General features: G+C 51.6%; 19 protein-coding genes and 2 pseudogenes. 11 read left to right on the top strand and 10 right to left on the bottom strand.

Annotated features, from left to right (window positions below; translation table 11 throughout):
* Positions 1–59: 59 nt before the first annotated feature.
* Positions 60–1,208, top strand: a complete 1,149-nt coding sequence (locus BQ5383_RS17790) for a M24 family metallopeptidase (RefSeq protein ID WP_071434282.1) — start codon at positions 60–62, stop codon at positions 1,206–1,208.
* A gap of 385 nt (positions 1,209–1,593) precedes the next feature.
* On the top strand, positions 1,594–2,244 hold the full coding sequence (locus BQ5383_RS17795; RefSeq protein WP_071434283.1) for a class II aldolase/adducin family protein: 651 nt from the start codon (positions 1,594–1,596) through the stop codon (positions 2,242–2,244).
* A 138-nt stretch (positions 2,245–2,382) separates the two neighbouring features.
* Here BQ5383_RS17795 and BQ5383_RS17800 read toward each other — a convergent pair whose 3' ends face one another.
* The 4 genes from BQ5383_RS17800 to BQ5383_RS17815 form a co-directional block, all read right to left on the bottom strand.
* Entirely contained in the window at positions 2,383–3,252 is an 870-nt protein-coding gene (locus tag BQ5383_RS17800) for a carbohydrate ABC transporter permease (protein ID WP_071434285.1), read from the bottom strand.
* 18 nt (positions 3,253–3,270) lie between these two features.
* Positions 3,271–4,233, bottom strand: a complete 963-nt coding sequence (locus BQ5383_RS17805; RefSeq protein WP_235822010.1) for a carbohydrate ABC transporter permease — start codon at positions 4,231–4,233, stop codon at positions 3,271–3,273.
* A 95-nt stretch (positions 4,234–4,328) separates the two neighbouring features.
* Entirely contained in the window at positions 4,329–5,663 is a 1,335-nt protein-coding gene (locus BQ5383_RS17810) for an ABC transporter substrate-binding protein (protein ID WP_071434287.1), read from the bottom strand.
* 156 nt (positions 5,664–5,819) lie between these two features.
* A complete protein-coding gene (locus BQ5383_RS17815; RefSeq protein WP_083390054.1) occupies positions 5,820–6,479 on the bottom strand; it encodes a TIM barrel protein in 660 nt (219 codons plus the stop codon).
* A gap of 443 nt (positions 6,480–6,922) precedes the next feature.
* Here BQ5383_RS17815 and BQ5383_RS17820 point away from each other — a divergent pair, with 443 nt between their 5' ends.
* From BQ5383_RS17820 to BQ5383_RS17845, 6 genes and pseudogenes are all read left to right on the top strand, one after another.
* Entirely contained in the window at positions 6,923–7,999 is a 1,077-nt protein-coding gene (locus tag BQ5383_RS17820) for a LacI family DNA-binding transcriptional regulator (RefSeq protein WP_071434288.1), read from the top strand.
* Between the two features lie 60 nt (positions 8,000–8,059).
* Positions 8,060–8,788 carry a glycerophosphodiester phosphodiesterase gene (locus BQ5383_RS17825; RefSeq protein WP_071434290.1) on the top strand — a complete coding sequence of 243 codons (729 nt, stop codon included), beginning with the start codon at positions 8,060–8,062 and terminating at the stop codon, positions 8,786–8,788.
* A gap of 120 nt (positions 8,789–8,908) precedes the next feature.
* Positions 8,909–9,133 (top strand): annotated as a pseudogene (locus tag BQ5383_RS22090) (transposase); the annotation flags it as partial.
* A gap of 15 nt (positions 9,134–9,148) precedes the next feature.
* Positions 9,149–10,098 (top strand): annotated as a pseudogene (locus BQ5383_RS17835) (IS3 family transposase); the annotation flags it as partial.
* Positions 10,099–10,509: 411 nt separating this feature from the next.
* Complete coding sequence (locus tag BQ5383_RS17840) at positions 10,510–13,200, top strand: translation factor GTPase family protein (protein ID WP_071434294.1); 2,691 nt, start codon at positions 10,510–10,512, stop codon at positions 13,198–13,200.
* A gap of 6 nt (positions 13,201–13,206) precedes the next feature.
* Positions 13,207–13,848, top strand: a complete 642-nt coding sequence (locus BQ5383_RS17845; RefSeq protein WP_083390055.1) for a DUF1643 domain-containing protein — start codon at positions 13,207–13,209, stop codon at positions 13,846–13,848.
* A 142-nt stretch (positions 13,849–13,990) separates the two neighbouring features.
* Here BQ5383_RS17845 and BQ5383_RS17850 read toward each other — a convergent pair whose 3' ends face one another.
* The gene (locus BQ5383_RS17850; RefSeq protein ID WP_071434296.1) at positions 13,991–15,844 is read right to left on the bottom strand and encodes an FAD-dependent oxidoreductase; all 1,854 of its coding nucleotides are present in this window, start codon (positions 15,842–15,844) and stop codon (positions 13,991–13,993) included.
* Positions 15,845–16,373: 529 nt separating this feature from the next.
* Positions 16,374–16,925 carry a cupin domain-containing protein gene (locus BQ5383_RS17855; RefSeq protein WP_071434298.1) on the bottom strand — a complete coding sequence of 184 codons (552 nt, stop codon included), beginning with the start codon at positions 16,923–16,925 and terminating at the stop codon, positions 16,374–16,376.
* Positions 16,926–17,404: 479 nt separating this feature from the next.
* On the opposite strand from BQ5383_RS17855, the gene BQ5383_RS17860 reads away from it, so the two are divergent.
* The 3 genes from BQ5383_RS17860 (at position 17,405) to BQ5383_RS17870 (ending at position 21,941) form a co-directional block, all read left to right on the top strand.
* Positions 17,405–18,997, top strand: a complete 1,593-nt coding sequence (locus BQ5383_RS17860) for an N-acyl-D-amino-acid deacylase family protein (protein ID WP_071434300.1) — start codon at positions 17,405–17,407, stop codon at positions 18,995–18,997.
* Between the two features lie 50 nt (positions 18,998–19,047).
* On the top strand, positions 19,048–20,400 hold the full coding sequence (locus BQ5383_RS17865) for a GntP family permease (RefSeq protein ID WP_071434302.1): 1,353 nt from the start codon (positions 19,048–19,050) through the stop codon (positions 20,398–20,400).
* A gap of 185 nt (positions 20,401–20,585) precedes the next feature.
* On the top strand, positions 20,586–21,941 hold the full coding sequence (locus BQ5383_RS17870; RefSeq protein ID WP_071434304.1) for a D-serine ammonia-lyase: 1,356 nt from the start codon (positions 20,586–20,588) through the stop codon (positions 21,939–21,941).
* A gap of 247 nt (positions 21,942–22,188) precedes the next feature.
* On the opposite strand, the gene BQ5383_RS17875 is transcribed toward BQ5383_RS17870, so the two are convergent.
* From BQ5383_RS17875 to BQ5383_RS17890, 4 genes are all read right to left on the bottom strand, one after another.
* On the bottom strand, positions 22,189–23,394 hold the full coding sequence (locus BQ5383_RS17875; protein ID WP_139193470.1) for a hypothetical protein: 1,206 nt from the start codon (positions 23,392–23,394) through the stop codon (positions 22,189–22,191).
* Between the two features lie 261 nt (positions 23,395–23,655).
* Entirely contained in the window at positions 23,656–24,120 is a 465-nt protein-coding gene (locus tag BQ5383_RS17880) for a trafficking protein particle complex subunit (RefSeq protein ID WP_071434310.1), read from the bottom strand.
* Between the two features lie 54 nt (positions 24,121–24,174).
* Entirely contained in the window at positions 24,175–25,113 is a 939-nt protein-coding gene (locus tag BQ5383_RS17885; protein ID WP_071434312.1) for a DUF1266 domain-containing protein, read from the bottom strand.
* Positions 25,114–25,154: 41 nt separating this feature from the next.
* Positions 25,155–26,141, bottom strand: a complete 987-nt coding sequence (locus tag BQ5383_RS17890) for a DUF3137 domain-containing protein (RefSeq protein WP_071434314.1) — start codon at positions 26,139–26,141, stop codon at positions 25,155–25,157.
* Positions 26,142–26,159 lie beyond the last annotated feature (18 nt).

Genomic DNA, 26,159 nt, shown 5'->3' on the forward strand with positions numbered 1-26,159 from the left:
GGAGGGCTGAAAAACCGGTCCTCCGGACAGGTGATATGATAACAAAGGAGTGTGTTGTGATGATTCCATTTCCCGCTCATGAACGTGCCGTAAAGCTGAGAAATATAATGGCTGAACAAGGCCTTGACTTTTGTCTCCTTTCCAGCCCTGAGAACATGGAATATTTCAGCGGTTTTCAGGCCATTACCTACACTCGTCCCATTCGTCTGGTGGTTACCGGGGACTGCACCCATCTGATCGTGCCTGCCTTGGAGGAAGAACACGCCACTCTGGATTCCACAGTGGTGGATCACCTCCACATCTATTATGAGCATCCCCCCAAGGCCCAGGAGAATCCGGGAGCCTTTGCTATCCTCAAAAATATTCTTTCTGAGAAAGCCAATGCCGCTGTTGGTGTTGAAGCGGGTTCTCTCAGCCTGGCACAGGCGCAGATGCTGGAAAGCTGGGGCTGCCGCCTGAAGGATATCTCTGCCCTTCTGGTACGGATGCGTGCCATCAAGGATGAGTACGAAAAGGACTGCATTCGTGAGGCGGGCCGCCTGTGCAGCTATGCCATGGGCGTTTCTCTTGAGCACGCCCGTCCCGGCATCAGCGAGTTGGAATTTGAGCAGTATGGTACTACCGCTCTGTACAACCTGATCTCCGGCGATGATTATCCTTATGTGTTCTCTTCCCCCACCTGCTTTACTCCTTCCGGAATCAAACGCACCAATATGCCCCATGTGTTCTCCGGTCTGAGACAGTTCCAGGACGGCGATATGGTCATCCATGTGCGCAAGCCTGCCATTAACGGCTATCATGGTGAGCTGGAGCGTACCTTCTTTGTGGGACATCCCAACGAAAAGGCAAAACGCGCCTTCTCCGCCATGGTGGAAGCTCAGATGACCGTGCTGGATGCCATTCGTCCCGGTGTTACCGGCGGCGAAATGGATGCTCTGGCCCGGAAGGTACTGAATAAGTATGGCTATGGGGAATACGCCATCCATCGGGTTGGCCACGGTCAGGGTCTGGGCCGCCATGAGGAACCCTTCCTGATTTATGATTCCAACCTGGTGCTGGAAGAAAACATGGTCTTTACTGTGGAGCCCGGTATCTACATCCCCGATGTGGGCGGTTTCCGTCATTCCGATACCCTCATTATTACCAAGGACGGCTACGAAAACACCACCCCCTTCAAGCGGCTTCCTGAGGAATTGACCTTCGCCTGATCCTCATTTGTTGGCCTGCACCGAATGGAAAGCACGAAACTCCCTCCATCCATGCAATTGATTCCTCTCGCTTTTCCGTTCCGGTTTCGGCATATAACCGCTGTCGTGATTGCTCTACCCTTTCACGACGGCGGTCTTTTTTATTGCGTCATTTTCTTTACTGGACAATTTTTGTGGGCATCTGGCATGAAAATGTTGGAAGCCTTGCTTCCCCGGAGTTTTTATGCCATAATTAAAACATACTTGGGCAGCTGCTTGTCCTTGTGTATTTCCTTCTTTCAAGGTTGTTTATATTGGTTCAATCAGCTGCATCCAGAAAAAATGAAATGTTTCCTATGGGGTCCCCATTCCATAGTCAGAGAAATATAGAGAGGAGCTTGTTACAATGAATCCCCAGCAATGCCGTGAAGCGGTGGTGTATGCCGCACACAAAATCTATGAGCGCCAAATGGTCAATACCAACGAAGGAAATGTATCTGTCTGCTACGACGGACGGGTTTACATCACTCCTTCCCAAGTGTGCAAAGAACTGCTGACCCCAGAAATGATCGTTGTGACCAACCTGGAAGGCAATCAGCTGGAGGGGACAGGGAAAGCTTCTTCCGAACTTCTGCTCCATCTGGAGGTCTATCGCTGCCGTCCTGATGTTCACAGTGTCGTGCACACTCATTCCCCTTTCGCCACTGCCTTTGCCATTGCACGCAAGCCTATTGAGACCAAAGCCTATACGGAAATGATTTATTTTTATGATAAAATCCCTGTTGCGGCTTATGGTGCGCCGGGTACTCCTGCCATCACTGCTGATGTAGGCCGTGTACTGAAAATGAGCGATGTTTTTCTTCTCGCCAATCACGGGGCTGTGGCAGTGGGAAAAGATGCCACCGATGCCTATCTCAAGGCGGAATCCATGGAATCTCTGGCCAAAACTCTCACGATCAATCGAATCATTGGCGGTGAGGCTCCCCTCAGCGACGAGGAACTGGAATTTATGTATCGTCAGCGGAAAGAAAAACTTGGATTGGGACGGGTGGAATAAGGACAGGTTTTCTGCTTTTTAAAGACCACTTCCGCTTTCTCTTTATTTCTTGTTTTTTGATCACAGCAAAAAGGGACACGGTGGCAAGAACCATCGTGTCCCTTTTGTGCAATTTAAAAACGCAGCAAGCAATATGCCTCATTTCATTGCCGCTTTGGAAAAGCCAGTCAGCAGATACTTCTGGAGCACTACAAATACCACAATGATGGGCAAAACGCCGATCACCGCTCCGGCCATGATCTCATGGTTGTTCATGGTCTGCATACCCGCAAAAGTATTGCGCAGCATGGCTACACCAATAGCAATGGTACGGCGGCTCTCATTGGTGGTAACCATCTTGGGCCAGAAGTAGCTGTTCCAGCCGTCAATGAAGGTAATAATGGTGACTGTCAGCAAAGTAGGTTTACACATGGGGCACAGAATCCGGAAAATGATGCCGATACGACCCATGCCGTCCACTTTGGCCGCTTCCAAATAGCTGTTATCCACCGACATGAAGGTTTGCCGAAGCATGAAGATAAAGTAGGCAGAAACCGCATTGGGAATAATCAGCGCCCAGAAGGTATTGATCCACTGCATCCGGGCACACATCACATAAATGGGAACAAATGTGACCTGGATGGGGATCATCAAAGCTCCCAGTACCACCAGAAACAGGACATTCTTGCCTTTGAAATCGCCCTTGGCAAAACCATATGCGGCAAAAATACCAATTCCCAGCTGCAGCGCCATAATACCTGCAGTGGATACGATGGTATTGAAATAGTAAAGGCCAAAGGGCGCTTTTTTCAGCACATTGAGGTAGTTCTCAAAATGCCACTCCTTGGGCCAGAATGTAGGCACCGGAGCCAACAGTTCTTCTGATGATTTGACAGAAGAAATCAGCATCCAGAAAATCGGAAACAAAATGATCAGCGTCACCAGAATCGCCACTGTATACTGGAGGGCGACCAGCAACCGGCGGCGAAAAACCGCTTTTTTGTGATCGACAAGCAAAGAATCTGACATTGATTGCTCTCCTCCCCGTTAAGAATCGTAGTTGACGCTCTTGTTGGACCATTTGAGAGTTGCGGCGGTGAAGGTCACCAGAATGATGAAGAACACGCAGGACACCACTGCGGCCCGGTCCACGCGGAAGTCCTTGAAGGCCAACTCATAAATCCAGTGGACCATCACCTGTGTGGAACCGTAGGGTCCGCCTTCAGTCATGACGTCCACAGACTGGAACACCTTCATGGAAGCAATAAAGGTGGTCACAAACAGGAACAACGTTGTGGGGGAAAGCAGCGGAACGGTGATACGCCAAAACTGCTGGAAGCCGTTGGCGCCGTCCAGCGAAGCGGCTTCATAATAATCCTGGGAAATCCCCCGAATGGCAGACAGATAAATCATCATGGCGTAGCCCACGACGCGCCACGCTGTAAGCATCAGCACTGATAACAGCGCTGTTTTTTCCGAAGTTGTCCACGCTACACTCTCAAACCCCAGTTTATTCAGCACGTAATTGAGAATTCCGCTTTCACCGTTGAGAATCCACAGAAAAACGATAGCGGAGGTGGAGACCGCAATATACTTGGGCATAAACACAATTGCCCGCATTGCGGAAAATGGCTTTGAAATACGGTTGAACAGCAGCGCCAGCAGAATTCCTCCCACCAGCGTAATGGTCAGTTCACCCAATGTATACAGGGCAGTGACCTTCAGGGATTGCAGGAATGTGTCCCAACCGGAACCCTGGAACAGCCAGATCCAGTTTTTAGCTCCTACATAAGTATAAGTATCTTTAATCAAATTCCAATCCGTAAAACTGATACGGAACAGGTCCACGATGGGATAGTAAGTAAAAATCACCAGAAAGATCAGGGCCGGAATCACACACAACAGGTCTTTAAATTGTTCCATCCGTTTGAGCTTGCTGGGCTTGTTAAAGGGAATCTCTGCTGCCATGGGCTTGCTGACGGAAGTGTTCGCCGGAGCGGTCGTCTTCATTGGTTTTTCACTCTCCTCTTTTGGCGGGGGAAAAGGCGGTACAAGAATACCGCCCTTTCCCCCAATGATGCAGACAGATCGATCGGCAGGTGGTGTCAGGCGTCAGAGAGAACCTCATTCATCTCTGTTACCGCATTCTTCATATCCGCCGCAATATCACCATTTTCCAGAATGGATTTTGCCATAGTTTCCTTCCAGATATTAGCAAAGCTGCTCCATGCGGGATGCTGGATACGGGGATTGATGTTGTCCAGATTGTCAAACACTGCCTTGAAAGCAGGCTTCTCAGCCAGGAAGGCTTCGCCTTCCTCAGTCTGGAGAACAGAGTTACGGGTAGGCATATAGCCGGACTCAGAGGCCCAGATCATGTTGACTTCCTTACTGCACAGATAGGACAGCAGTTTCCAGCCGGCATTTTTGACTTCCTGGCTGTTCTTGGCAGGGATCAGCAGGACGCAGCCGCCAACCTCGGAATCTCTGGTGACATCACCGGGATAGTAGTGCATGCCCACTTCAAAATCGCAGTTATCCACATAGGTGTTGTACAGAGAAGTAGTGTGCATCACAGAGAAGGTCTTGCCATCGATGAAGTTCTGGCGCATGATGGAGGAAGCGTCTGTGCCATAGGCCCAGTAGGCATAGCCCTTATCGCACCATTCCTTGAGTTTCTGGGCAGTCTCAATGGCCAGATCGCTGTCCAGGTCAGTAGATACCTGATCGTCATTGACCAGCTTGACGCCTCTGTTGAGATAGTAGGGCTCAAAATACCACTGGTCCCAACCGGGGAAAACTGTAGCGTACCGGCCATCCTTGGAAGCTGCTTCCATAAAGGCGTCCATCTCATCCCAAGTCTCGGGAAGTTTGATGCCTTCCTCGTCAGCCATAGTCTTGTTGTAGAACATGATCTGAGTGGAAATCAGGAAGGGCAGAGCCACCTGCTGGCCATCATATTGGGTGGAAGCAACCAGGCCCTCGCCAAAATCGTCGATCTCAAAACCGGTGGCCTCAATGTAGGGATCCAACACCTCGCACAGGCCGGAAGCACCGTACTCTGCCACATAGGGAGTATTGGCTACCACCAGCGCAGGGAGGGTATTGCCAGCAGCCTGAGCAGCGATCAGCTTCTCATTGAGCTCGGTATAGCTGCCTTGATAAATGGCGTTGACCTTAATATTGGGATTCTGCGCTTCAAAATCCGCGATAACCTTGTCGATGGTTTCAGCATACTGAGACTCCTGCGCATGCCACCACTCAATCTCAATGGGCTCGGTGACCTCGAACTGATCTGCTGTGGGAGCTCCGCCATCCTCTCCTGTCAGGGCAGTGGAGGAAGATGAAGCGGGGGCTGTTCCGGTGCTGCCGCCGCTACAACCGGCCAGAGTGGTCAAAGCCAAAGCAGCAGCCAATACAATAGCCAATACTTTTTTCATGGTTCCTACTCCTTTTTTCTAAACTCTCCTTTTTCGATCTATATAACGGCCTTGAGCCGCCATATACAGACAAAACACACGCATACACTGAATCCTGATTCCCGACTTCTTTGAGAATCTTAAAAACGAAAACAGGCTTGTTTTCCTATCGTCAGGTCACTTTCTGAGAAATTCTTGTTCCAAAATTTCTTTTCCCTGCCGCAGTTTCTCCACCGGAACGCCAATATTGTACTCCAGTGTCAGATTCAGCTGCCTGCCGGTATCTTTGATGATCTGGAACAGCCCGGGCCAATCCACAGTCCCTTCACCGATAGGCAAATGACTGTCCCCGCTTCCATCGTTATCATGGATATGCAGTGCACAAAGATTATCCCGTACGCCCATCAGCAGCTCTCTCAGATCCCATCCATTCATATGGGCATGGCCGATATCCACGATCGTTCCGGCACCCTTGGGGAGGCGTTGGCAGAAGTCAATAAATTCCTCCATGGTATAAAGGGATGTGGCCTGACTGCCGACATTCTCCATCAGCAGCCGTACATTCCACGGAGCGCTGAACTCCAGCAGCTCCTTCACCGCCTCCTGCACCCTGCGGCGCCCTGTTTCTTTACTGAAGCAAGTGGCATAGCAGAAACCAGGATGAATGATGATTTGATCCGCACCCAAAGCCGCCGCAAACCGGATTGTTTCCTTGTAGGTCTCTATTACGGCGCGGCGCATATGCCAGTTCTCACTGGTCAGATTCACATCCCATACGGGGGTATGTACAGAATAGGTTACCGGTTTGCTTTTCAGCTCCCGGGCCAATGTGTCAATGCGCTGATGGAAGCAATCCTATCCTTCTCCATCCAGCATCAGCTCAATGTGTTCGGCTCCTCCCGCGATCAGACGATCCACATTCGCGCCCGGGGCCCCACCCAATACGCACAGTTCAGAATAAAAAATCTTCATGAACACGTTCCTCATTTAATCAGATAAAATAGAAAGAAGTCAATAGTTTTATTAAATTTTTAACTACTTTTACCTTTAATTTACCTCTTTTTTACTTCTCACTTTTCCACTTCGGACAAATAAATTATAACAGTCATCCCATTTAAGTCAATAGTTTTTTTAATGCTCCACTATTTTTTAGCTAAAATGCTGCATATAGTTTTTGATTTTTTTGCAGTAAGATTAAAAAAAGCCTTGCCTTTTGATCTTTTCCTGATTATAATTTTAATTGTAAAGTGTACTAAATTTTTAATAACGGAGGGGATTTAATGAATAAAAACAGCAGACCAACCCTTTCCCAGGTCGCCAGTCTTGCCGGTGTATCCACCTCCTCAGCATCGCTGATTCTTAATAACAGAGAAGGTGTTTCCTTCACAGCAGAAACCATTGAACGGGTACATACCGCTGCCGCTCAGCTGGGATACATGGTCAAAAGCTCCCGCTCATCCCGGGGCGACATGTTGCTGGACGAGCACACCATTGTGGTGTTGGCCCCCACCCCCATCAGCCCTTATTATGCCACCCTTGTGCAATCCATCGACCAATCAGCCCGCAGCTGTGGTTTTGAAACCATGGTCTATTATACTTATCGGGACCCACAGCGGGAAAACCATCTGGTGATCCTGCTGCGGAAAGCGCCTGTAGCGGGGGTCATCTTCACCATGGCCCCCCAGGCCGCTGAACCGGTGGAGGAACTGAATCGCACGGTACCGGTGGTGGTCATTGGCGACCGGGACCGCACCCTGGATGTGGATACAGTGGAAACCCGCAACTTTGTGGCTGGTGTCATGATCGCCCGCTATCTGCTTCAGTTAGGCCACACCCACATCGCCTATATCTCCACCACCCTCAACAGTGTCAATACCGCCCGGACACAACGTCTGGAGGGCCTGCAGCAAACATTTCGCGAGGAATGTCCTGAGGGAACCATTTTGGTCCGCTCCCGGGACATCACACCGGTGGAAGAGCTGAACACCACATTGGTGGAGCATCAGGTGGGATTCCAGCTGTGTCAGGAATGCCTGAAAGAAAGCAATCTGACTGCCTTTGTGGCTGTCAATGATATGGTCGCCTACGGGGTCATGGACTGCCTGCTGTCCAATAATCACCGGATTCCGGAGGACTACAGCGTGTGCGCCTTTGACAACAATTTTCCTTCCCGCATGACAGCGGTTTCCCTGACTACAGTGGACAGCCATATTGAGGACAAGGGGCATAATGCTTTCGATATTCTGCACACCAAAATTTGTCAGTCTCCGGGGGATGCTCCCGCTTACATTACGCGGATCGAATATCCCCACCAGCTGATTGTCAGAGGTTCCACCGCAGCTCCCCGAATTGGATAAATCGTTTTTCCGCGGGCTTGTTTCCCGCTGATCAAAAAATAAAAAAGAAGGGTCTTGTTTATGACAAAGAACGTTGCCCACAGAGGTTTTTCCTCCCACTACCCTGAAAACACTATGCTGGCCTTTGAACATGCAGTAGCCGCCGGCTGCGACGGCATCGAACTGGATGTACAGCTTTCCAAGGACGGCCAGGTGGTTATTATCCACGACGAAATGGTGGACCGCACCACCGATGGTACCGGCTTGGTTCGGGATTATACATTGGAGGAGCTTCAGAAATTCAACGCCGCAGCCAAGTTTGCTTCCCCCTGCCAGCCGCAGCACATCCCCACTCTTCGGGAATATTTTGAATTTATGAAGGATAAGCCTCAATTTACCAATATAGAGCTGAAAAACGGCATTTTCGTCTACCCTCAGCTGGAAGAAAAGGTGCTGGAGCTGATCCAGGAGTTTAAGCTGGAGGATCGCACCGCTTTTTCCTCCTTCAATCACTATTCTATGGTCAAGTGCAAAAAGCTGGCTCCCCACATTCCCACCGGCCTGCTCACCAGCTCCTGGATCGTGGATGCCGGCGCTTATGGCCAAAAGCTGGGCGCCGACTACATCAACGCCCAGTATTGCTCCTTTACTCCTGAAAATATTCAGGAGATTGAGGACCACGGCCTGGGCTGCAACGCCTGGACCGTCAACCGGGAGGAAGATCTTCGCCGTTTGATTGCCGCGGGCATTACCTCGGTTATTACAAACTTCCCTGATTTGGCGGGTAAAATTCTCAAAGAGCAGCAGTAATTCCGCCTCTTTCCCCCGCCGCTCCAAAAACATAAAAAAAGCAAGTGGCACCTGGTTTCTGAACTGCACCCCATTTGTTAGACAGTATGATATACTGACTAAGAAGTGGGGTGCTTTATTATGCCAAAAGGAATACCAAACAAACGTTATACGCCAGAATTCAAGAAGCAGGTGGTTGAGGCAGTCATGCAAGATGGCCTTAGCTATGAGGAAGCTGCCAAGCTATACGAAGTCCATGGACATGGACGCATTCAAAGCTGGGAACGGATTTATCTGGAAGAAGGTCCGGAAGGCCTTGCTATAGAGCGTCGAGGACGCAGGAGTACGGGCGAAACGGAGAGACTGCCAAGCAAAGTGGAAGAGGATTTACTCGCTGAGGTTCAGCGGCTACGAGCAGAAAATGCTTACTTAAAAAACTTGCAAGCCTTGGTTTTGGAAGAAGAGCGACGCCAGCACAAAAAGCGCAGGTAGTTCAAAAACTGAGGCATGAATTCTCGCTGTCGTTTCTGCTCGAAATCGCTCAACTTCCTCGTGCTACCTTCTACTATCATCTGAAGCAGATGAGGGTACCAGACAAATACAAGGAAGTCAAAGCAGAAATCACCCTGATTTACCACGAGAACAAAGGACGGTATGGGTACCGCCGTATCACAACTGAGTTACATAACCGTGGATTTATTTGCAATCACAAGACTGTCCAGCGGCTTATGAAAGAATTAGGCTTAGTCTGCCGTGTCAGAATCAAGAAATATCATTCTTACAAGGGAGAAGTGGGCAAAATTGCTCCTAATTTGCTAAACAGGAATTTCTGTGCTGAAGAGCCAAACCAGAAATGGGTCACCGATGTGACAGAGTTCAGCCTATTTGGCCAGAAGCTCTATCTTTCTCCAATCCTGGATTTACACAACGGGTATTTGGTGAGTTATGCCATCTTTGACCGACCGATTCTGAGTATGGTTACTACCATGCTGGATAAGGCTTTTGAAACAATACCAGATACAACAGAGTTAATCCTTCATTCCGACCAAGGTTGGCAATACCAACATAAGCAGTACCAGCGTATGCTTCGTAAGAAAGGAATTCAACAGAGTATGAGCCGCAAAGGTAACTGTCTGGATAATGCTGTTATGGAAAATTTCTTTGGCTTACTCAAAAGTGAGTTGCTGTATCTGCAAGAATTTGAATCTATGGAGCACTTCAAGCGGGAACTGCTGGACTATCTGGATTACTACAACAACCGCCGCATCAAGGCAAAGCTGAAGGGCTTGCCGCCTGCTCTTCACAGACAACAAGCCCTTTCGGCTGCTTAGACAATTTTTACTTTCAAATATTGTCTAACTTTTTGGGGTCACTTCATTCTGGCCGGTACCACTTGTTTTTTCTTTTTCAGAAGATTTTTCAGGGAAGAATCGGGCCCACTCCCAACTCCAGATGCAAAGGCAGCCGTCTCAAAGCAATACTGGCAGCGGCAGTTATTCGGGAAAGATGTCAAGAACTTATCTCCAGCGCTTTCCATGAACTTTCATCAGATTTCATTTTGACCATATCCCGAACCACCTGTATAGCTTGAAAATCACCCATAGGAATGTTTGTTTTGGGAAGAAAAAATTTAAAGAACCAGGGTTCCCTTCTTCTGATAAAAGAAAGATCTGCGTCTCGACTATAATCCCCTCTTATGGTATACTGATTAACGTTATGTTCTCACAAAAAGGGGAATTTTTATGAGCGGGCAAACAGAAGAAAACAAGCAGAAAATACCCATCTGCGCAGGGCTGCTGGCCCATGTGGACGCAGGCAAAACCACCCTTTCCGAAGGGCTGCTGTATCTGGGCGGCTCTATCCGGCAGCTGGGGCGGGTAGACCATCAGGACGCCTTCCTGGACACCTTCGCACTGGAGCGTCAGCGGGGAATCACCATCTTTTCCAAGCAGGCCATTCTCCCCCTGAAAGAGGTGGAGCTAACACTGTTGGACACCCCCGGGCATGTGGATTTTTCCAGTGAAATGGAACGCACCCTCCAGGTGCTGGACTGCGCCATACTGGTCATCAGCGGTCCCCAGGGCCTCCAAAGCCACACCCGGACCCTGTGGAACCTGCTGGAACGATATCACATCCCTACCTTTATCTTCTGCAATAAAATGGACCTGCCGGGAGCGGAAGCGGAGAACCTGCTCCATCAATTGGGGCAGCTGCAAAAAACAGGATTCGTCAACTTTTCTCCAGAGGAGCCCCTGGAAAAGAGACTGGAAAATCTGGCTCTCTGCGATGAAAGGACGATGGAAACCTATCTGGAGCAGGGGGAGATCACCAGGGAAGAAATTCGCCGGCTGGTAGCGGAAAGAAAGGTTTTTCCCTGTTACTTTGGCTCCGCCCTGCGCCTGAATGGAGTTGAGGAGCTGCTGGAAGGGTTGGATCAATACGCTCCCCGCCCTCAATATCCCTCTGCTTTTGGCGCCAGGGTCTTTAAAATTGCCCGGGACCCCCAGGGAGTACGGCTGACTTATCTGAAAGTAACAGGAGGTGAGCTGAAGGTAAAAGCCCTCCTTACCAACCGCCCCGCGGGAGAGACGGCACCCGGGGAATATTGGGAGGAGAAGGCGGACCAGCTGCGCCTTTATTCCGGCGCCAAATACCAGACCATCTCCCTGGCACAGGCTGGAACGGTCTGCGCTGTTACGGGACTGACCCATACCTATCCCGGTGAGGGCTTAGGCTTTGAGGAAAACAGCGAAAGCCCTTTCCTGGAACCGGTTCTTTCCAGCCGCATGATCCTGCCGGAGGGATGTGATCCTTACGCTGTCTTTCTCCGTTTGCGGCAGCTGGAGGAAGAGGATCCCCAGCTCCACCTGGTATGGAACGAAAGCCTGGGAGAAATCCATTTGCAGGTGATGGGCAAAATCCAGCTGGAAGTGCTGCGTCAGGTAATCAGCGAACGGTTTGGGCTGGAAGTGGACTTCGGCCCCGGCAGCATTCTTTACCGGGAAACGATTCTGGATACGGTGGAAGGCGTGGGGCATTTTGAACCTCTCCGCCATTATGCCGAGGTCCATCTCATTCTGCGGCCAGGTCCCCGGGGCAGCGGCCTGCAGTTTGATTCCAGCTGCAGTGAGGATCAGCTGGACCGCAACTGGCAAAGGTTGATTCTCACCCATTTGAAGGAGCGGATTCATCCCGGTGTTCTTACCGGCTCCCCCATCACCGATCTGCACATCACTCTGGCTGCGGGAAAGGCTCATCTCAAACACACCGAAGGAGGAGATTTCCGCCAGGCCACTTATCGGGCGGTACGCCAGGGGCTGATGAAAGCCCAAAACCAGCTGCTGGAGCCCTGGTATTCCTTCCGGCTGGAGCTGCCCTCTGCTGCAGTAGGCCGGGCCATGTCTGATCTGCAGCGTATGGGCGCTCAGTTTCAACCGCCGGAAACCAGCGATGGACAATCCATTCTAACCGGCAGCGCTCCCGTTTCCGCCATGGGGGATTATCAAACCGAAGTTACCTCCTACACCCAGGGACAGGGAAGACTTTCCTGCACAATTCTGGGGTATCTTCCCTGCCACAACACCGAAGAGGTAGTGGCAGCCAAGGGTTACGACCCTCTGCGGGACCTGGAAAATCCTCCAGATTCTGTTTTTTGCTCTCATGGAGCCGGTGTCGTGGTGCCCTGGGACCAGGTGGACAGCCAGATGCATCTGGAAAGTGTGCTGAAAAAGCCTTCCTCCCCCACTGTTGTAGTGGCTGGATCGGTGCCCCGCTCCAGTTATTCCGGCTCCCTGGAGGAGGACAAGGAGCTCCAGGCTATCTTTGAACGAACCTATGGTCCTATCCGCCGCCGGGATACCCCTCTCCCTTTGGGGCCGGAACGCTCCCTCACCCCGCCTCCTCCCCCGGAAGAACCGGTACCGGAATACCTGCTGGTGGATGGCTACAACATTCTTTTTGCCTGGGAGGAGCTGAAAACCCTGGCCAAAACCAACATCGATGCGGCCCGCCAGGCGCTGATGGATCTGCTGTGCAACTATCAGGGATACAAAAACTGTGTTCTCATCCTGGTATTCGACGCCTATAAAGTACCGGGCAATACCGGAACCGTCAGCCGCTATCACAACATTTATGTGGTGTACACCAAGGAAGCGGAAACTGCCGACGCTTATATTGAAAAGGCCACTTTCGATATCGGCCAGCGGCATAAAGTCCGGGTAGCCACCTCTGACGGCCTGGAGCAGCTGATCATTCTGGGCCATGGCGCTCTGCGGATCTCGGCAAAAGCCTTTCGCGAGGAGGTGGAACGGGTGGAGGGACTGATTTCCGCCGCCATCGCAGAAAACGCCCGCCGCAACCGCTTCCGGGACAAGGAAGCTGCCGGAATTCCCATCCCGGACCTGGAAGAATCTCAAGAGGATGTGAAAGGATGACTTTGGATGCATATTCCCAATCCCCTGGAAAAACGTTCGCCGGTACTGTCCTTTAAAGAAGCCTTGGCCCAGTCCATGGAACCCGGTCATGACTATGATCCCGGACAGTGGCTCTATGTTCCCTGCGCCTACACCGATTACCGGTATATTCTGGGCACACGGGGACAGCGTCCTTTGATCTGTGTGGGAATCAACCCTTCCACCGCCGCCCCCAACGCTCTGGACAATACCCTTTGCTCGGTACAACGGGTGGCTCTCCACAACGGCTATGACAGCTTCATCATGTTTAATGTCTGCGCTCAACGGGCTACCCGTCCCCAGGATATGGACCGGGACTGCGATCCCTATCTCCATCAGGAGAATATGGCCGCCTTCCGTTACATACTGTCCCTGTCCACTGAGACCCCAGCCATTTGGGCCGCCTGGGGAACCATCATTCAAACCAGGTCCTATCTTCCCCGCTGCGTGGAGGAGATGATCGCCATAGGGGAGGAATATGGGGCCAAATGGTTCACCGCCGGTGCCCGGAGCAAAAAGGGAGGGCATCCCCACCATCCCCTGTACCTGAAAAAGGACAGCCCCCTGGATCCCTTTGATCCACAGGCATACCTGGAATCACTGACAGGAAAAGTCACTGCAAAAGTTTAGATCCGCCGGGAATTATCTTCCCGGGGAGCAATCTATAAAAGGCCCTTCCCCCAAAAACATTATAACCAAGCCGAACGCCGGTGCCTCCTGGGAGACACCGGCGTTCGGCTATATGGAGAATTACTACTTGCTGTTGAAGGAATTACTCAGCCAGAGCATACTTTGCTGCGCTGGCACCGGCGATCTTACCCCAGACAATGCAGCTGGTATTGGCCAGACCACCAATGTTGCAGGCACCGCCGATATTGGCGCCGCCCGCCAGCTCGCCGCACTCATAGAGGCCGGGGATAGGCTGTCCGTCAGCATTGAGCACCTGAGCATCCGCGTTCATCAGAGGACCGCCCTTGGTGAGCATCACATAAGGCACAGTCTTGACAGCGTACAAAGTACCGGTGAGGGGAATCAGAGACTCGGTACGGCCAAACTGGCTGTCCTTACCGGCGGCGCAGTCAGCGTTATAGGTGTCGATGGTGGCCTTGAGGGCGGCAGCATCCACACCGATCTTGCCGGCCAGTTCCTCAACGGTATCGCCCTTGAATACTACCTCGCCCTTCTCCAGCTCTTCATCGAAACGGGCCCAGTTTTCATCGCCCTTGCTGTTGACGGAGAGGATGGGATCCTGGGTATCTCTCATTTCCTGGGAAATGATGATGTACACAATGTTATGGGGAGCGGTGGCCCAGGCGTTCTTCTTTTCGCTGTCCAGGCAGTTGTATTCGTTGAGCATCCGGTTGCCATCCAGGTTCACCCAGATCGCGCCGGGATAAGCAGTCTCCTTGGCGGTGACGGAGCGGACAAAACCGGTGTCGGATACCGGCACGCCGCCGGCATAAGCGGGCAGATAGTCCATATTGGAGAAGACCGCGCCGGCCTTTTCCGCAAACACATAACCATCACCGGTGACAAACTCGGGAGAAGTGGTCAGAACATTCTCATAATTGTACTTATGGAGCCACTCTTCATTGTGGCCGTAACCGCCGGTGGCCAGGATGATGGACTTGGCTTTATACTGGGTACCGGCATCGTCATTGATGATCACGCCGGTAACAGCACCATCCTCAATGATGATATCCTTTACCTCGGTGTTCAGCAGGATCTCCAGATTGCCCTCGGCAACCTTCTCGTCCAGCAGAGGCTTGACCAGCTCTACCATGGCCGCGCCGCCGCCGGTAACACGATGCTCACGGGGGATCTCAAAAGCGTCGTAGGTCTGGGGCTGCTTGGGCTGACGGTCACCGAAATCAGCGCCCAGAGAATCCATCCAGTCCACAGCCGCAGCGGCGTTCTCCACATGCTTCTGGGTCAGCTCAGGAATATTCCGTCCGCCGCCCATCCGCTCAATGTCCGCAATGAAGTCCTCGGGGGAATCTTCCACTCCGGCCTCCTGCTGCATCTTGGTACCGGCGCCGCTGAGGGTACCGCCCGCAAAACGAATGGAACCGCCCACAGCATTGTTCTTCTCAATAAGCATCACTTTGGCGCCGTTGTTGGCAGCCTCCAAAGCGGCGTTCATGCCGGAAAACCCGGCGCCAATGACGATAACGTCAGGATCGGTAAAGGCGATCTCTGTAGCGCCCTCTTCCTCCACCTCTTTGCCTTCCGCCTTGGCCAGAGCAGTGGCGACAGCGCTCTTGATGGCCTCAGAGGTGATGGTGGCGCCGGAAACCGCATCCACATCAACAGAATTGGCCTCCACAATAGCGGCGGGAATATCAGAGATAGCGGGATCAGAAATACCAGGGGTCTCCTGATGCTCGGTCACTTCCACAGCGGTGATGTTGTTGGCGTCCACAGTCACAGACACCTTCACATCCCCGTTCATGCCGGCGGCGGAAGCCTCATAAGTTCCGGCAGTATATTTACCGGCCGCTTCGCTGGACGGTGCGCTCTCAGAAGAGGACGCACTGGAAGCGGGCTGAGAACAGGCCGCAACAGACAGTGCCATTGCCGCTGCCAGCAGCAGTGACAGGATCTTTTTGCTTAAATGTGTTGTCATTTCTCTTTCCTCCTTCAGTCAAACCATCGGACCAATCCGATTCTCCCATTCCATTGCCGCCGCAGGGAATGCTTCCTTCTGATCATCACAATCCTCAGGTTTGTTACAATTATAACACTCTCTTGAAACATAATCCATGACTTTTGCAGCTTTTCGTATACATCACTGAAAAATTTCTGACAAAATCAGTTTATCTAGTCTGATTGTTACAAAATTATCACTCTTTTGTAAATTTTCACCTTCCATTATCTTTTTCTTTCATGAAATACCCCACTGATCAGCAGCACAACTGCGTTAAAAGCCTTTAGGTTTCCTCCTCCTAATGTAATCTGTCCATGGGTTACATAAAGTCAAAGCACCCTTCTCAGCCGGCTCTGAATAGCCCGCAGCACTGCTGTTCATTTGCCGCTTCCCCATCTCTTGCCAGTGCAGAAAAGATTTGTAAAAAACAGCGCAGCTCAAATCCCCGGATGATTGAGCCGCGCGGTTTTCAGCAGTTTTTGATTGTAACGATCGCACAATGATTTTTTCAGAAGGACGGAGGTGTAATGGCAAATATCGCACGCACTTCCACATCACCCCGGTTGTGCCAGACATGATTGGCACGAGGCGGTATCCTCACACTGTCTCCGCAGGCGAGGGACAGTTCTGTTCCGTTAATTTCCAGTACCACACCCCCGGAAAGCAGATAAACAACCTCTTCCCCCTCATGGCTGCGGGCATCGCGGTATGAGCTCATGCCCGCAGGAATGATCATCATACAAAATTCAATGTTTCCCTTTGTATCCGGTGTAAGCAATTCATAACGGATATCCGGTTCACTTTTGGAGCCCATGGTCAACCTGTTTTCCGGATGGACAACAGGAGCCTCATTTTCCTCCTCCTGAAACAGCATATACAAAGGTGTATCTAAAATACTGGCCAATGTGCGAAGTGTATTAATGGACGGATTGACCTGATCATTCTCAATTTGGCTCAGCATAGAAGGGGTAATCTCCGCAAGACCCGCAGCCTTGCGAACAGACATCCCCTTGGCCGCACGGATACTCTGTATTTTTTTGCCCAAGCTTCCTGTACTCATGTAGTTGCTCCTTCGTTGAAGTGTGACTGTTTCCACAGGTGTTTTTGTTTATTATCTCACACAAACCTATGAGTGTCAAACTATGGAATCCGGTCTGGTGTCAGCTGAAGCACAGGGATACGGCAAACCTATTTTTCATCATCACGGCAGCGTCGTTAAAGACCTTGCGCAGCAATGGTTATGATGTGCCTGAGCAGGAAATTCTGACTTCCCGCTGGCGGCGCCCACCGTTTATTTCCTACTTTTGCAAGTCGCAAATGTACATTTTCACTTAACATTTTTGGTGAAAAAGGTATTGTGAAATGCTACAGAATATAAGGCTATATTCTGTAATATCAGCCTAAATATTTCATTTAATGCAAAAGAATATTGACATCCGGCCTAAACAAGTGTTAAATATAATTAAACGTTTTAGGGCCCCAAAAATGAATGCCGTACGGTCTGCAGCGAGCACGGCGGTCATAAAGGAGGAAATCATCTTGCTGGATATCCTGATTAAAAACGCCAATATCATTGACGGCAGCGGAAAGCCTGCATATCGTGGAAATGTAGGTGTCAAAGACGGAAAGCTGGTACTTGATACCGAGGGTGCGGAAGCCGCGAAAACCATCGACGCCGCCGGACGCTGCCTGGCTCCCGGTTTCATCGACGCTCATTCCCACGGTGATATGATTCTCGGCAGCGAGGACGCTCACCTGTTCAAAACCACTCAGGGCGTTACCACGGAGATCGTGGGACAGTGCGGACTTTCCATGGCACCTGTGGTTCCGGAAAATATGCAGGCCACCCAAAATATGCTTTCCATGGGCACCACCTGGTTCCCGGATGACATGAAAAACTGGAACAGCTTTTCCCGCTATCTGGAATACGCCGACAAACAGCCGCTGACTGCCAACGCCAAAATGTATATTGGCCACAGCACCCTGCGGATCTCGGTCATGGGTATGGCCAACCGTCCCGCCACAGACAAGGAACTGGATACCATGAAGGGCGTGCTGCGGGAAGCTATGGAATCCGGCGCGGCAGGTTTTTCCACCGGTCTGATCTATACCCCCAGCTGCTACGCTGAGGAAAAGGAAATTATTGAACTGGCCAAGGTGATCGCTCCCTTCAACGGCATTTACGCCAGCCATATGCGTGATGAAGCCAATTTTGTGGTGGATGCCGTTAAGGAGACAATCAATGTGGGCCGTCAGGCTGGTGTCCGGGTGGATATTTCCCATCATAAGATGCTGGGCAAACCCAACTGGGGCAAGCAGAAACAAACCCTGGCACTGATCCATCAGGCCAATGATGAGGGCATCCGCACTATCTGCGATCAGTACCCCTATACCCGCAACATGACCACCCTCAACGCTTGCATGCCCCCCTGGTACTTTGAAAACGGATTTGCTTCCATGACCGACAAGCTGCGGGATCCCGCCTTCCGGGAAAAGCTGCGTCAGGAGATGGAGGATCCTGCCACTCCTTATGATAACTATTACCTGAACGCGGGCGGCTGGAGCGGCGTATATGTCTATTCCGCTGCCAAGACCCCCGAGGCTGAGGGACGCTTTATTACCGAATACGCGGAACTCATCGGCAAGGATCCGTGGACTGCTTTCTTTGATCTGTGCGTGGAAAACAACTGCTCCACCGGCGGTGTTTATTGCAGCATGTGCGATGAGGATGTATGCGAAATCATCCGCGATCCCTACTGCATCGTAGGCAGCGACGGTCTGACCCGCAGCTGGAAGGAAAAGGGACATCCCCGTGCCAGCGCCACCTTCCCCCATGCCATCACCTACTTTGTCAAAGAGAAGGGCATCCTGACCCTGGAGCAGGCAGTCAACAAGATGACCGGTCTTACCGCCGAGTATCTGCTGATCAAAAACAAGGGCTTTATCCGCGACGGCTATGACGCTGACCTGGTGCTCTTCGATTATGACAGACTGCAGGATACCGCTACATACATCAATTCCAACAGCATTACAAAGGGTATCGACTGCGTCATTGTAAACGGAGCGATCGTTTATGCCGACAAGCAGTTTACCGGTGAGTATTCCGGCCGGATGATCCGTCACAACGCCTGAGAAAAACCTCACCACTTCACAAAAAGCCATCATAGAAAGGAACATCTGTCATGTCCCCATTAATTGCTTTTTTGATCATCTTTGTTCTGCTGCTCATCGCCCTGATCAAATTCAAGGTCACCCCCTCTGTGGGCCTGTTTGCCGCCGCCGTTATCTTTGGTTTGATGGTGGGTATGCCTGCCGCTGATGTGCTGAGCACCCTGCCTGCCGGCTTCGGCAATATGATGACCAGCATCGGTCTGCTGATCGTATTCGGCAGCATCTTCGGTGATTTTCTGGGTGAATCCGGCGCCACGGAAGAGCTGGCCAAAGGCATGGTTCGTTTGTTCGGCAAGAAAAACGATCTGCTGGCACTGAACCTGGTGGGATTCATTCTGTCTATTCCCATCTACTTCGGCTGCGCCTATGTTATGACTGCCCCCCTGGTGGTGGCACTGCAGAAAATCAGCAGAAAGAACATGAAAGCCTATGTCATCGCCATCTTCACCGGTCTGATGCTCACCCACAGCTGTGTCGCTCCTACTCCTGGTCCTCTGGCCGTTGCCGGTCAGGCAGGCGCCAACATTGGCTGGTTCATCATCTGGGGACTGGTCGTCTGCCTGCCCGCTTCTCTGCTTATCGGTTGGGTCTATGCGAATTTTGTCGCTTCCGCCGAGGAAAAGAAAGCCATGCACGATGGAATGAAGGCCATTATGGATGATGACAAGCTTCTGGCTCCCGATCCCACCAAGCCCTCCGCCATGAAGAGCTTCCTGCTGGTGATCCTGCCCATCGTGATGATCGTCTTTGCCTCCATCTTCTCTCTGTTTGTCACCGAAGGCCCTGTTTACACCGTAGTCAATTTCTTCGGCAACTCCAATATCGCCCTGTTCATCGCCATGCTGGTCACCGGCTACACTCTGCGCAAGTACATTCCCAACAAGACTGTCATGGGCTTTATTGATGAGTCCGCCAACCGCGTGGGCAACATCCTGCTGATCGTAGGCGCCGGCGGCTGCTTCGCTTCCATGCTGGGCGCCACCACCATGAGCACCGATCTGGTAGAGATCATGTCTGCAACCAATATGCCCGTCATCCTGCTGGGCTTCCTGCTGGCATTCTGCATCCGCGCCGCTGTTGGTTCCGCTACTGCCGCCATGCTCACCTCCATCGCTATCGCCGGTCCGGTGTGCCTTGCCGCGGGAATATCCCCCATTGTTGCCGGTCTCTCCGTCTGCCTGGGAGCCCACAGCGCCACCTTCCCCACCGACGTGACCTTCTGGTTCCCCTCCACCTATAATGGACTGAACACCAAGGATTGCCTGATGACTACCACCGTTCCCTGCATCCTTTCCGGTATCGTTGGCATGGTGATCCTGGCTGTCCTCAACGCCTTCTCCGGCGTGCTGCCCGGTATGTTCTGATTTCAGAACACCTGACCTTATCATCAATCACTTACTCCCACTGGGATCTAAAATCGGGATATCACCACTGGCCTCATCAGAAACCAGCGGTGATATCCCGAATGCACCCGTCATTTCACAAAGCGTGCCTGCCTTTCAAGACACGCCGGACCCTATATTACACAGTTTTCAGTAAAGAGGTAATCATGATGAATTCCAAACAGACCTTCTGCGGAAAAACCGCAGAGCAGCTCCGCCTGGAGTCTCCGGTATTTCGTGCCGTGGAGGCCCTGCAAGAAACCGTATGGATCAATGACAAAAAAGTGCCTTTTGACGAGGCCGCAGCACAGTGTCCCCTGACTATGGATGACGTACGGGATGCCGAGGCAAGGCTTGCACGCTTTGCCGACTATTTCCGCATCGCTTTCCCCGAAACAGCTGCGGCGGGTGGTTTGATCGAGTCCCCCCTCAGAGAAATTCCAGAGATGAAAGCTGCCATGGAAAAGCAGTATCACGTTTCCATTCCCGGTCATGTTTGGATGAAAATGGACAGTCACCTGCCCATTTCCGGCTCCATCAAGGCCCGTGGAGGTATCTATGAGGTTTTGAAAACCGCAGAAGATATCGCCCTCAAAAACGGTCTGCTCCATGAAGGAGATTCCTACGCCTGCTTTGATTCCGACGAGTTCCGCCAGCTCTTCTCCCGCTACTCCATCGCCGTGGGCTCAACAGGCAATCTCGGCCTTTCTATCGGCATCATGAGCGCCAAACTGGGCTTCAAGGTTACCGTTCATATGTCCGCGGACGCCAGACAGTGGAAAAAAGATATGCTGCGCAGCAAGGGCGTCACTGTGATGGAATATGAAAGTGATTACAGTGTTGCGGTGGCCCAGGGCCGCAAGGATGCTGAAAAGGATGAGTATTGTCATTTTGTGGATGACGAAAACTCCAAGACCCTGTTTATGGGATACAGCGTCGCTGCCCTGAGACTGAAAAACCAACTGGCAGAGGCAGGCATCACTGTGGATGCCCAGCATCCCCTCATGGTGTATCTCCCCTGCGGTGTGGGCGGCGGTCCCGGAGGTGTGGCTTTTGGTCTGAAAATGGTATTTGGAGACGCGGTACACTGCTTCTTCGCTGAACCCACCCATTCCTGCTGCATGATGCTGGGCATGGCTACCGGTCTGCAAAACAATATCAGCGTACAGGACATCGGTGTTGACAACCGCACCATCGCTGACGGCCTTGCTGTTGGCAGAGCTTCCGGCTTCGTAGGAAAGCTGATGGCACCCTTCATGAGCGGCTGCTACTCCCTGCAGGATGAGCGGATGTCCGCCCTGCTGGCTCTGCTGGCCGACAGCGAGAAGGTTTTTCTCGAGCCCAGCGCCCTGGCGGGAATGTATGGACCGGTGCTTACCGTTTCTGATAAAGGCATGAAGGAATACACCGAAACCATCGCAGCACCGGAAAAAGTCACCCATCTTGTATGGGCTACCGGCGGCAGCATGGTACCCCCGGAAGAAATGGACAAATACTATCGGCAGGGAAAAGTTCTGCTGTAAGGTCCCGGGGCATTGAGACAAAGCGTCTTGCCAAATGAGGCTGAAAGACCGTCCGTACCGCTGAAATAACCAGCAAAAATGGATGTACGCTTTCCCGGTTGTGTCCATCGCCTGATGGCAAAAAGCAATATACAAAACGCCCTTTAAGGGACCGGAAATGAGCTGAGGACAACGGTTCACTCCTATCCGGCACCTTAAAGGGCTTATTTTATGCTGTGAAGATCACGCAGAGCCACAGAAGATCATTTCAGTCTGCCGGCTCCACAGAAAATACAAAATGGAAATTTGTCGTATAGTGGATCTGATACTGCCTTGCGTATTGTTCATTCCAGCTGACACTTTTATTTTCCTGGTAAAGGGCATCGGCATCCAAGGAAAATCCCAAATTGTTTGGAATATAAAACAGTTCCCATTCTTCATCTGTTTCCTCACTGATCCCGCCGTATAGAGTAAACGGCTTTTCCTCATCCGCCGGAAACGGGCCTGATAGGCTGGCCGGTGCGCTTCTGGGGTGCAGCCATACGGTCACCGTTTCCAGCCGGCTGCTTTCCCCCTGAGCGGCATCCTCTCTCCCCTGCCGCCAAAGCGAGGGAATATCGTAAGCGATCAGCATCACAGCGGCTGCGCCAAGATACAGCACTGCCACAAGGCCGATAAACGCCGCGCAACAGGAATTGCGGTAATGACGCCATATCAGCAGGTCAAACAAGAGCATCAGCACACCGCCTGCAGCCAGGCTGATCAGCCAGAAGCCATAATAAGCAGAATAGGCCCGGAGCAGTTCCATTGGTGTTTCCAGTCTGTTCACCATAAGGGGAAACAGCTGCTGGGGAAGAAAAGCAACTTTCATAGCTAGAAACAGTCCCGCGAAAATCAGAAGCATCGGCAGAAAAACTGGACGCCATAAGGTTTTCAGCCGCATCAGAACTCCGATCTTTTCTCCACCCGGCAGCACATACCCCAGACCGCCGCACACCGGGCAAAAATTCATCTGAAAGTTTTCCCCTGGCAGATAGCCGCTGCTTCCGCAATTGCTGCATGGTATGCTTCCCTCCGGCGCGGCCAAAGGACGGGAACGCAGTGGAACCGCGTCGACATTCCGGGGAATATTCCTGCTGGATGCCTGAGGCATTTCGCCGCTCTCCAAAAAGCGCTGGTACTCATTGTGCAGACAAAAGGTGGCTTGGGTGGCATACACTCCAGCCAGAATGAGCCAGAATCCCGCCGGAACGCCTGTTTGGATCGTCAGGACAAGGGTAACGGCACAGCCATAAATCAAAAGAAAGACGGATAACACACGGTTCAGGGTGATTCCGGCACCCAAGCCGCAGACGATCAAAACGGCCATATCCACTGCGGCCCAAAATTCCGGGATGCCGTGGTTTTGATAGATCTCTTTCCCCGGCAGCAGATAAAATACCGCTATACACAGAAGCGAAAAACCAGCTGCCAAAGAAAATCGGGCTCTAGCCTTTCCGCCGGCATGCTTTTTATAAAACTCTTTTTTTGTCATCTCCATGAGCGTTCCCGATTTTCCCCCTTTTCCCAGCAGCTCCTTACAGAGGCAGCGGTTGTTTTCTTACCATGGTTTTACCCCCCCCCAGAAAAAGCCCATTGGCACTGTAAAGGCGCTTCGGCTGTCTCTGGGAAAGCTGAGTATATTTGTTTGAGCCATTGCTGAGACTCCTCGGCCTGATCCGTATGTTTTGAGGAATTACATCCCAAACTTTTCCCAATCTGCCGCCGACTGGATCACCGGTATCCAGCTGTCGATTTCAAACTTCTCCGTCGTGCAGGGATCTGCGTATCCGTCCACCACCAAGGTTCCAGCACACTGGATGTGGGCCTTACGGTCCCTGATTTCAAGCACTTTCAGCTGATAGTTCACCAGCGGCTCATGCTCATAGATATAAAACGTGTCTTCCCGGTCCATGCTCTCTTCCATGGTGTCAACGGAAAAAGAAGCCCCCGCAAGGTCCCCCACAGAGCGCTTATCTGTATCGATGGGATTGATGCAAAGGGACGGCAGAATCTCCTCCCCGTCAAAAGCCCCCTGGGCAAATCCAACACTTACCGACCAGGATGCCGGTTCTTCCTCGTCCCCCTGGTCATAATAAAGAGCACTCCGCCTGTGGCTCCAATCATCCTCAAATACAAAAGAGTCCCCTATTTTTAACATTGCCACACCTCCTCAGGCTGTCCCGGCCATTGGAACAGCACTTTTTGCAGCCGTTTAGTTTTTGCTGGGATGATAATATTTCTGGTACTCCGGCAAAACACCGTACCGGTCGGTGATGATCTCCTTGGACAGCGGCAGCTCAAAGGGGGTGGACACATAGGGAGATTCCCGGAAGGGCTTTTGACCCTTCCACAGCTTTTCATACAGTCCCCACCGCTCTGCTGTCATGGAGCCGGGGGTATTTTTGTCCTCATGCTGCCAGTACTGTACACCCAGAAGATAGCTTTCCATCATTTCTTCCCAGTTCTGAAAAACCTTCTGAGCCTTTCTTCCTGCGTCCACAGCAATGTCCAGCATTTCCTGCATATCCACATAACCGGACAGGTAACACCACTGAATGATAAAGGCACATCGTCCCATATCCCAGCCCAGCAGGGCGTTTTCCCCATAGCGGCGCCATGCCAGCAGCATTTTGGGCAGATAGCTGTCCTCATCGGCGTTGGGATCTATTTTCCGTACTTCCTCCACCAGCTGCTCTTCGGTGTACATCTGATACTGGAGGGCAAGCCGCTCCATATCTTGCTTATACTGGGCACGCATCCCCTCGGTAAGCAGCGAGCGCATTTCTTCCAGGGCGGTGTCATGGCTCTGAATCCCCCAGTAGTCCCATAATGTACGCCGCAGGCTCTGCTGCTGGCCGTTTAACAGAACACGGTATCCGTAGCCGCCCAAATAGCGAAAATCCGCGGACTCGTTGGCGGCCAGCAGGATGGATCCCGCTGTATTCATCCACCGCAGGGTGGGCGACAAAGGATTAAAGGTGTCCACCCGTTTTTCCCTGGGCTTGAATTTCAGATACAGCACAGCTGTGATGCCAAGGCCGAAGGCCAATGTAGCGATCAAAGCGATAAAGCCAGCCATTTCTCCGGACAATACGCTCAGCACTCCAATCAAAATAACGATCAGCGCACTGACGATAATGGTTGCTTTCATCTTTTCAAAACTCCTTCCTCACTCTCTGCGGACCATGCTCCTTATGCCCGTCCATCCTGTGCCGCTCTCACCAGAATCTCTCTGGCGCTGCGCAGGATCCTGGTATCCTCCTCGATCCGGCTGCGCTGCTGCGCAATGGGAACGTCAATGAGCGCGTCAAAGGGATTGCGCATCTGGGCGCAGGTCACATACATGGTTTTGTCACAGAAAGCCAAATACACTTTTCCCTCCATGGCTTCCTGAAAAGCGGTGATGTGCTCCAAAACATGGGGTGTGAGGATATAAAAAGCGTTCTGCTCATTCTCCGCGAACACCAGAAAATTCTCGTTAAAGACGCTGTTTTCTGTCTGGATGTTCAGCGGTGCTGTGGTATTCTTGATTTCAGACAGTGCCTTTTTGGAAAACACCTGCACAAAACCCTGGCTGATTTTCCGGTCATCAAAGGTGGAAAAGGTCACGATCTGTCCCTCAAACAAGGTATCCGGCAGGGAGCGGCGGCCATTTGCCTTCTTGCCGGTGAAAACATTGGCGGCCCGAAAACGAACGCCGTCCAATACTCCTCTCAGCTCATCGAAGCTTTTGTAAAAAACCTTTTCACCTTTGGGAATGAGATTCATCAGACACATTTCTTCATAGGAAAAGCCCCCCTGGGTGTTATACCGCAGCTCTGAAAAACCGGGAAGCTGCCGGATGGTATCCAGCACATACTTGTTTTTGAAGCTGAAATTGAAGCGGTCATAAGCCTTCTGCCATACCAGCATCATATAGAACACATAGATGACTGCCGACAGAATAGCGGACATCATCAAATCACCCACCAGCATCCATAAACCGCCTGTGGAAACGGCATCTCCCCAGCCATATTGGCCGATATAAAGAAATAAAAAACCTTCCTTCAGCAGGGAGAGCCCGGCAAACACCAAAAAACATACCGGCAGCAGCCTGCGCTGGATCTTATGTTTTTTCAGCGCTTCCTGCCGCAGCTTTTCCAGCTTGATGCCGCTGATATTCTGTTCCACCATTTCCATCTATCATTCTTCCTCTCT

It is taken from the genome of Angelakisella massiliensis, from assembly GCF_900104675.1.
GTDB classification, from domain to species: domain Bacteria; phylum Bacillota; class Clostridia; order Oscillospirales; family Ruminococcaceae; genus Angelakisella; species Angelakisella massiliensis.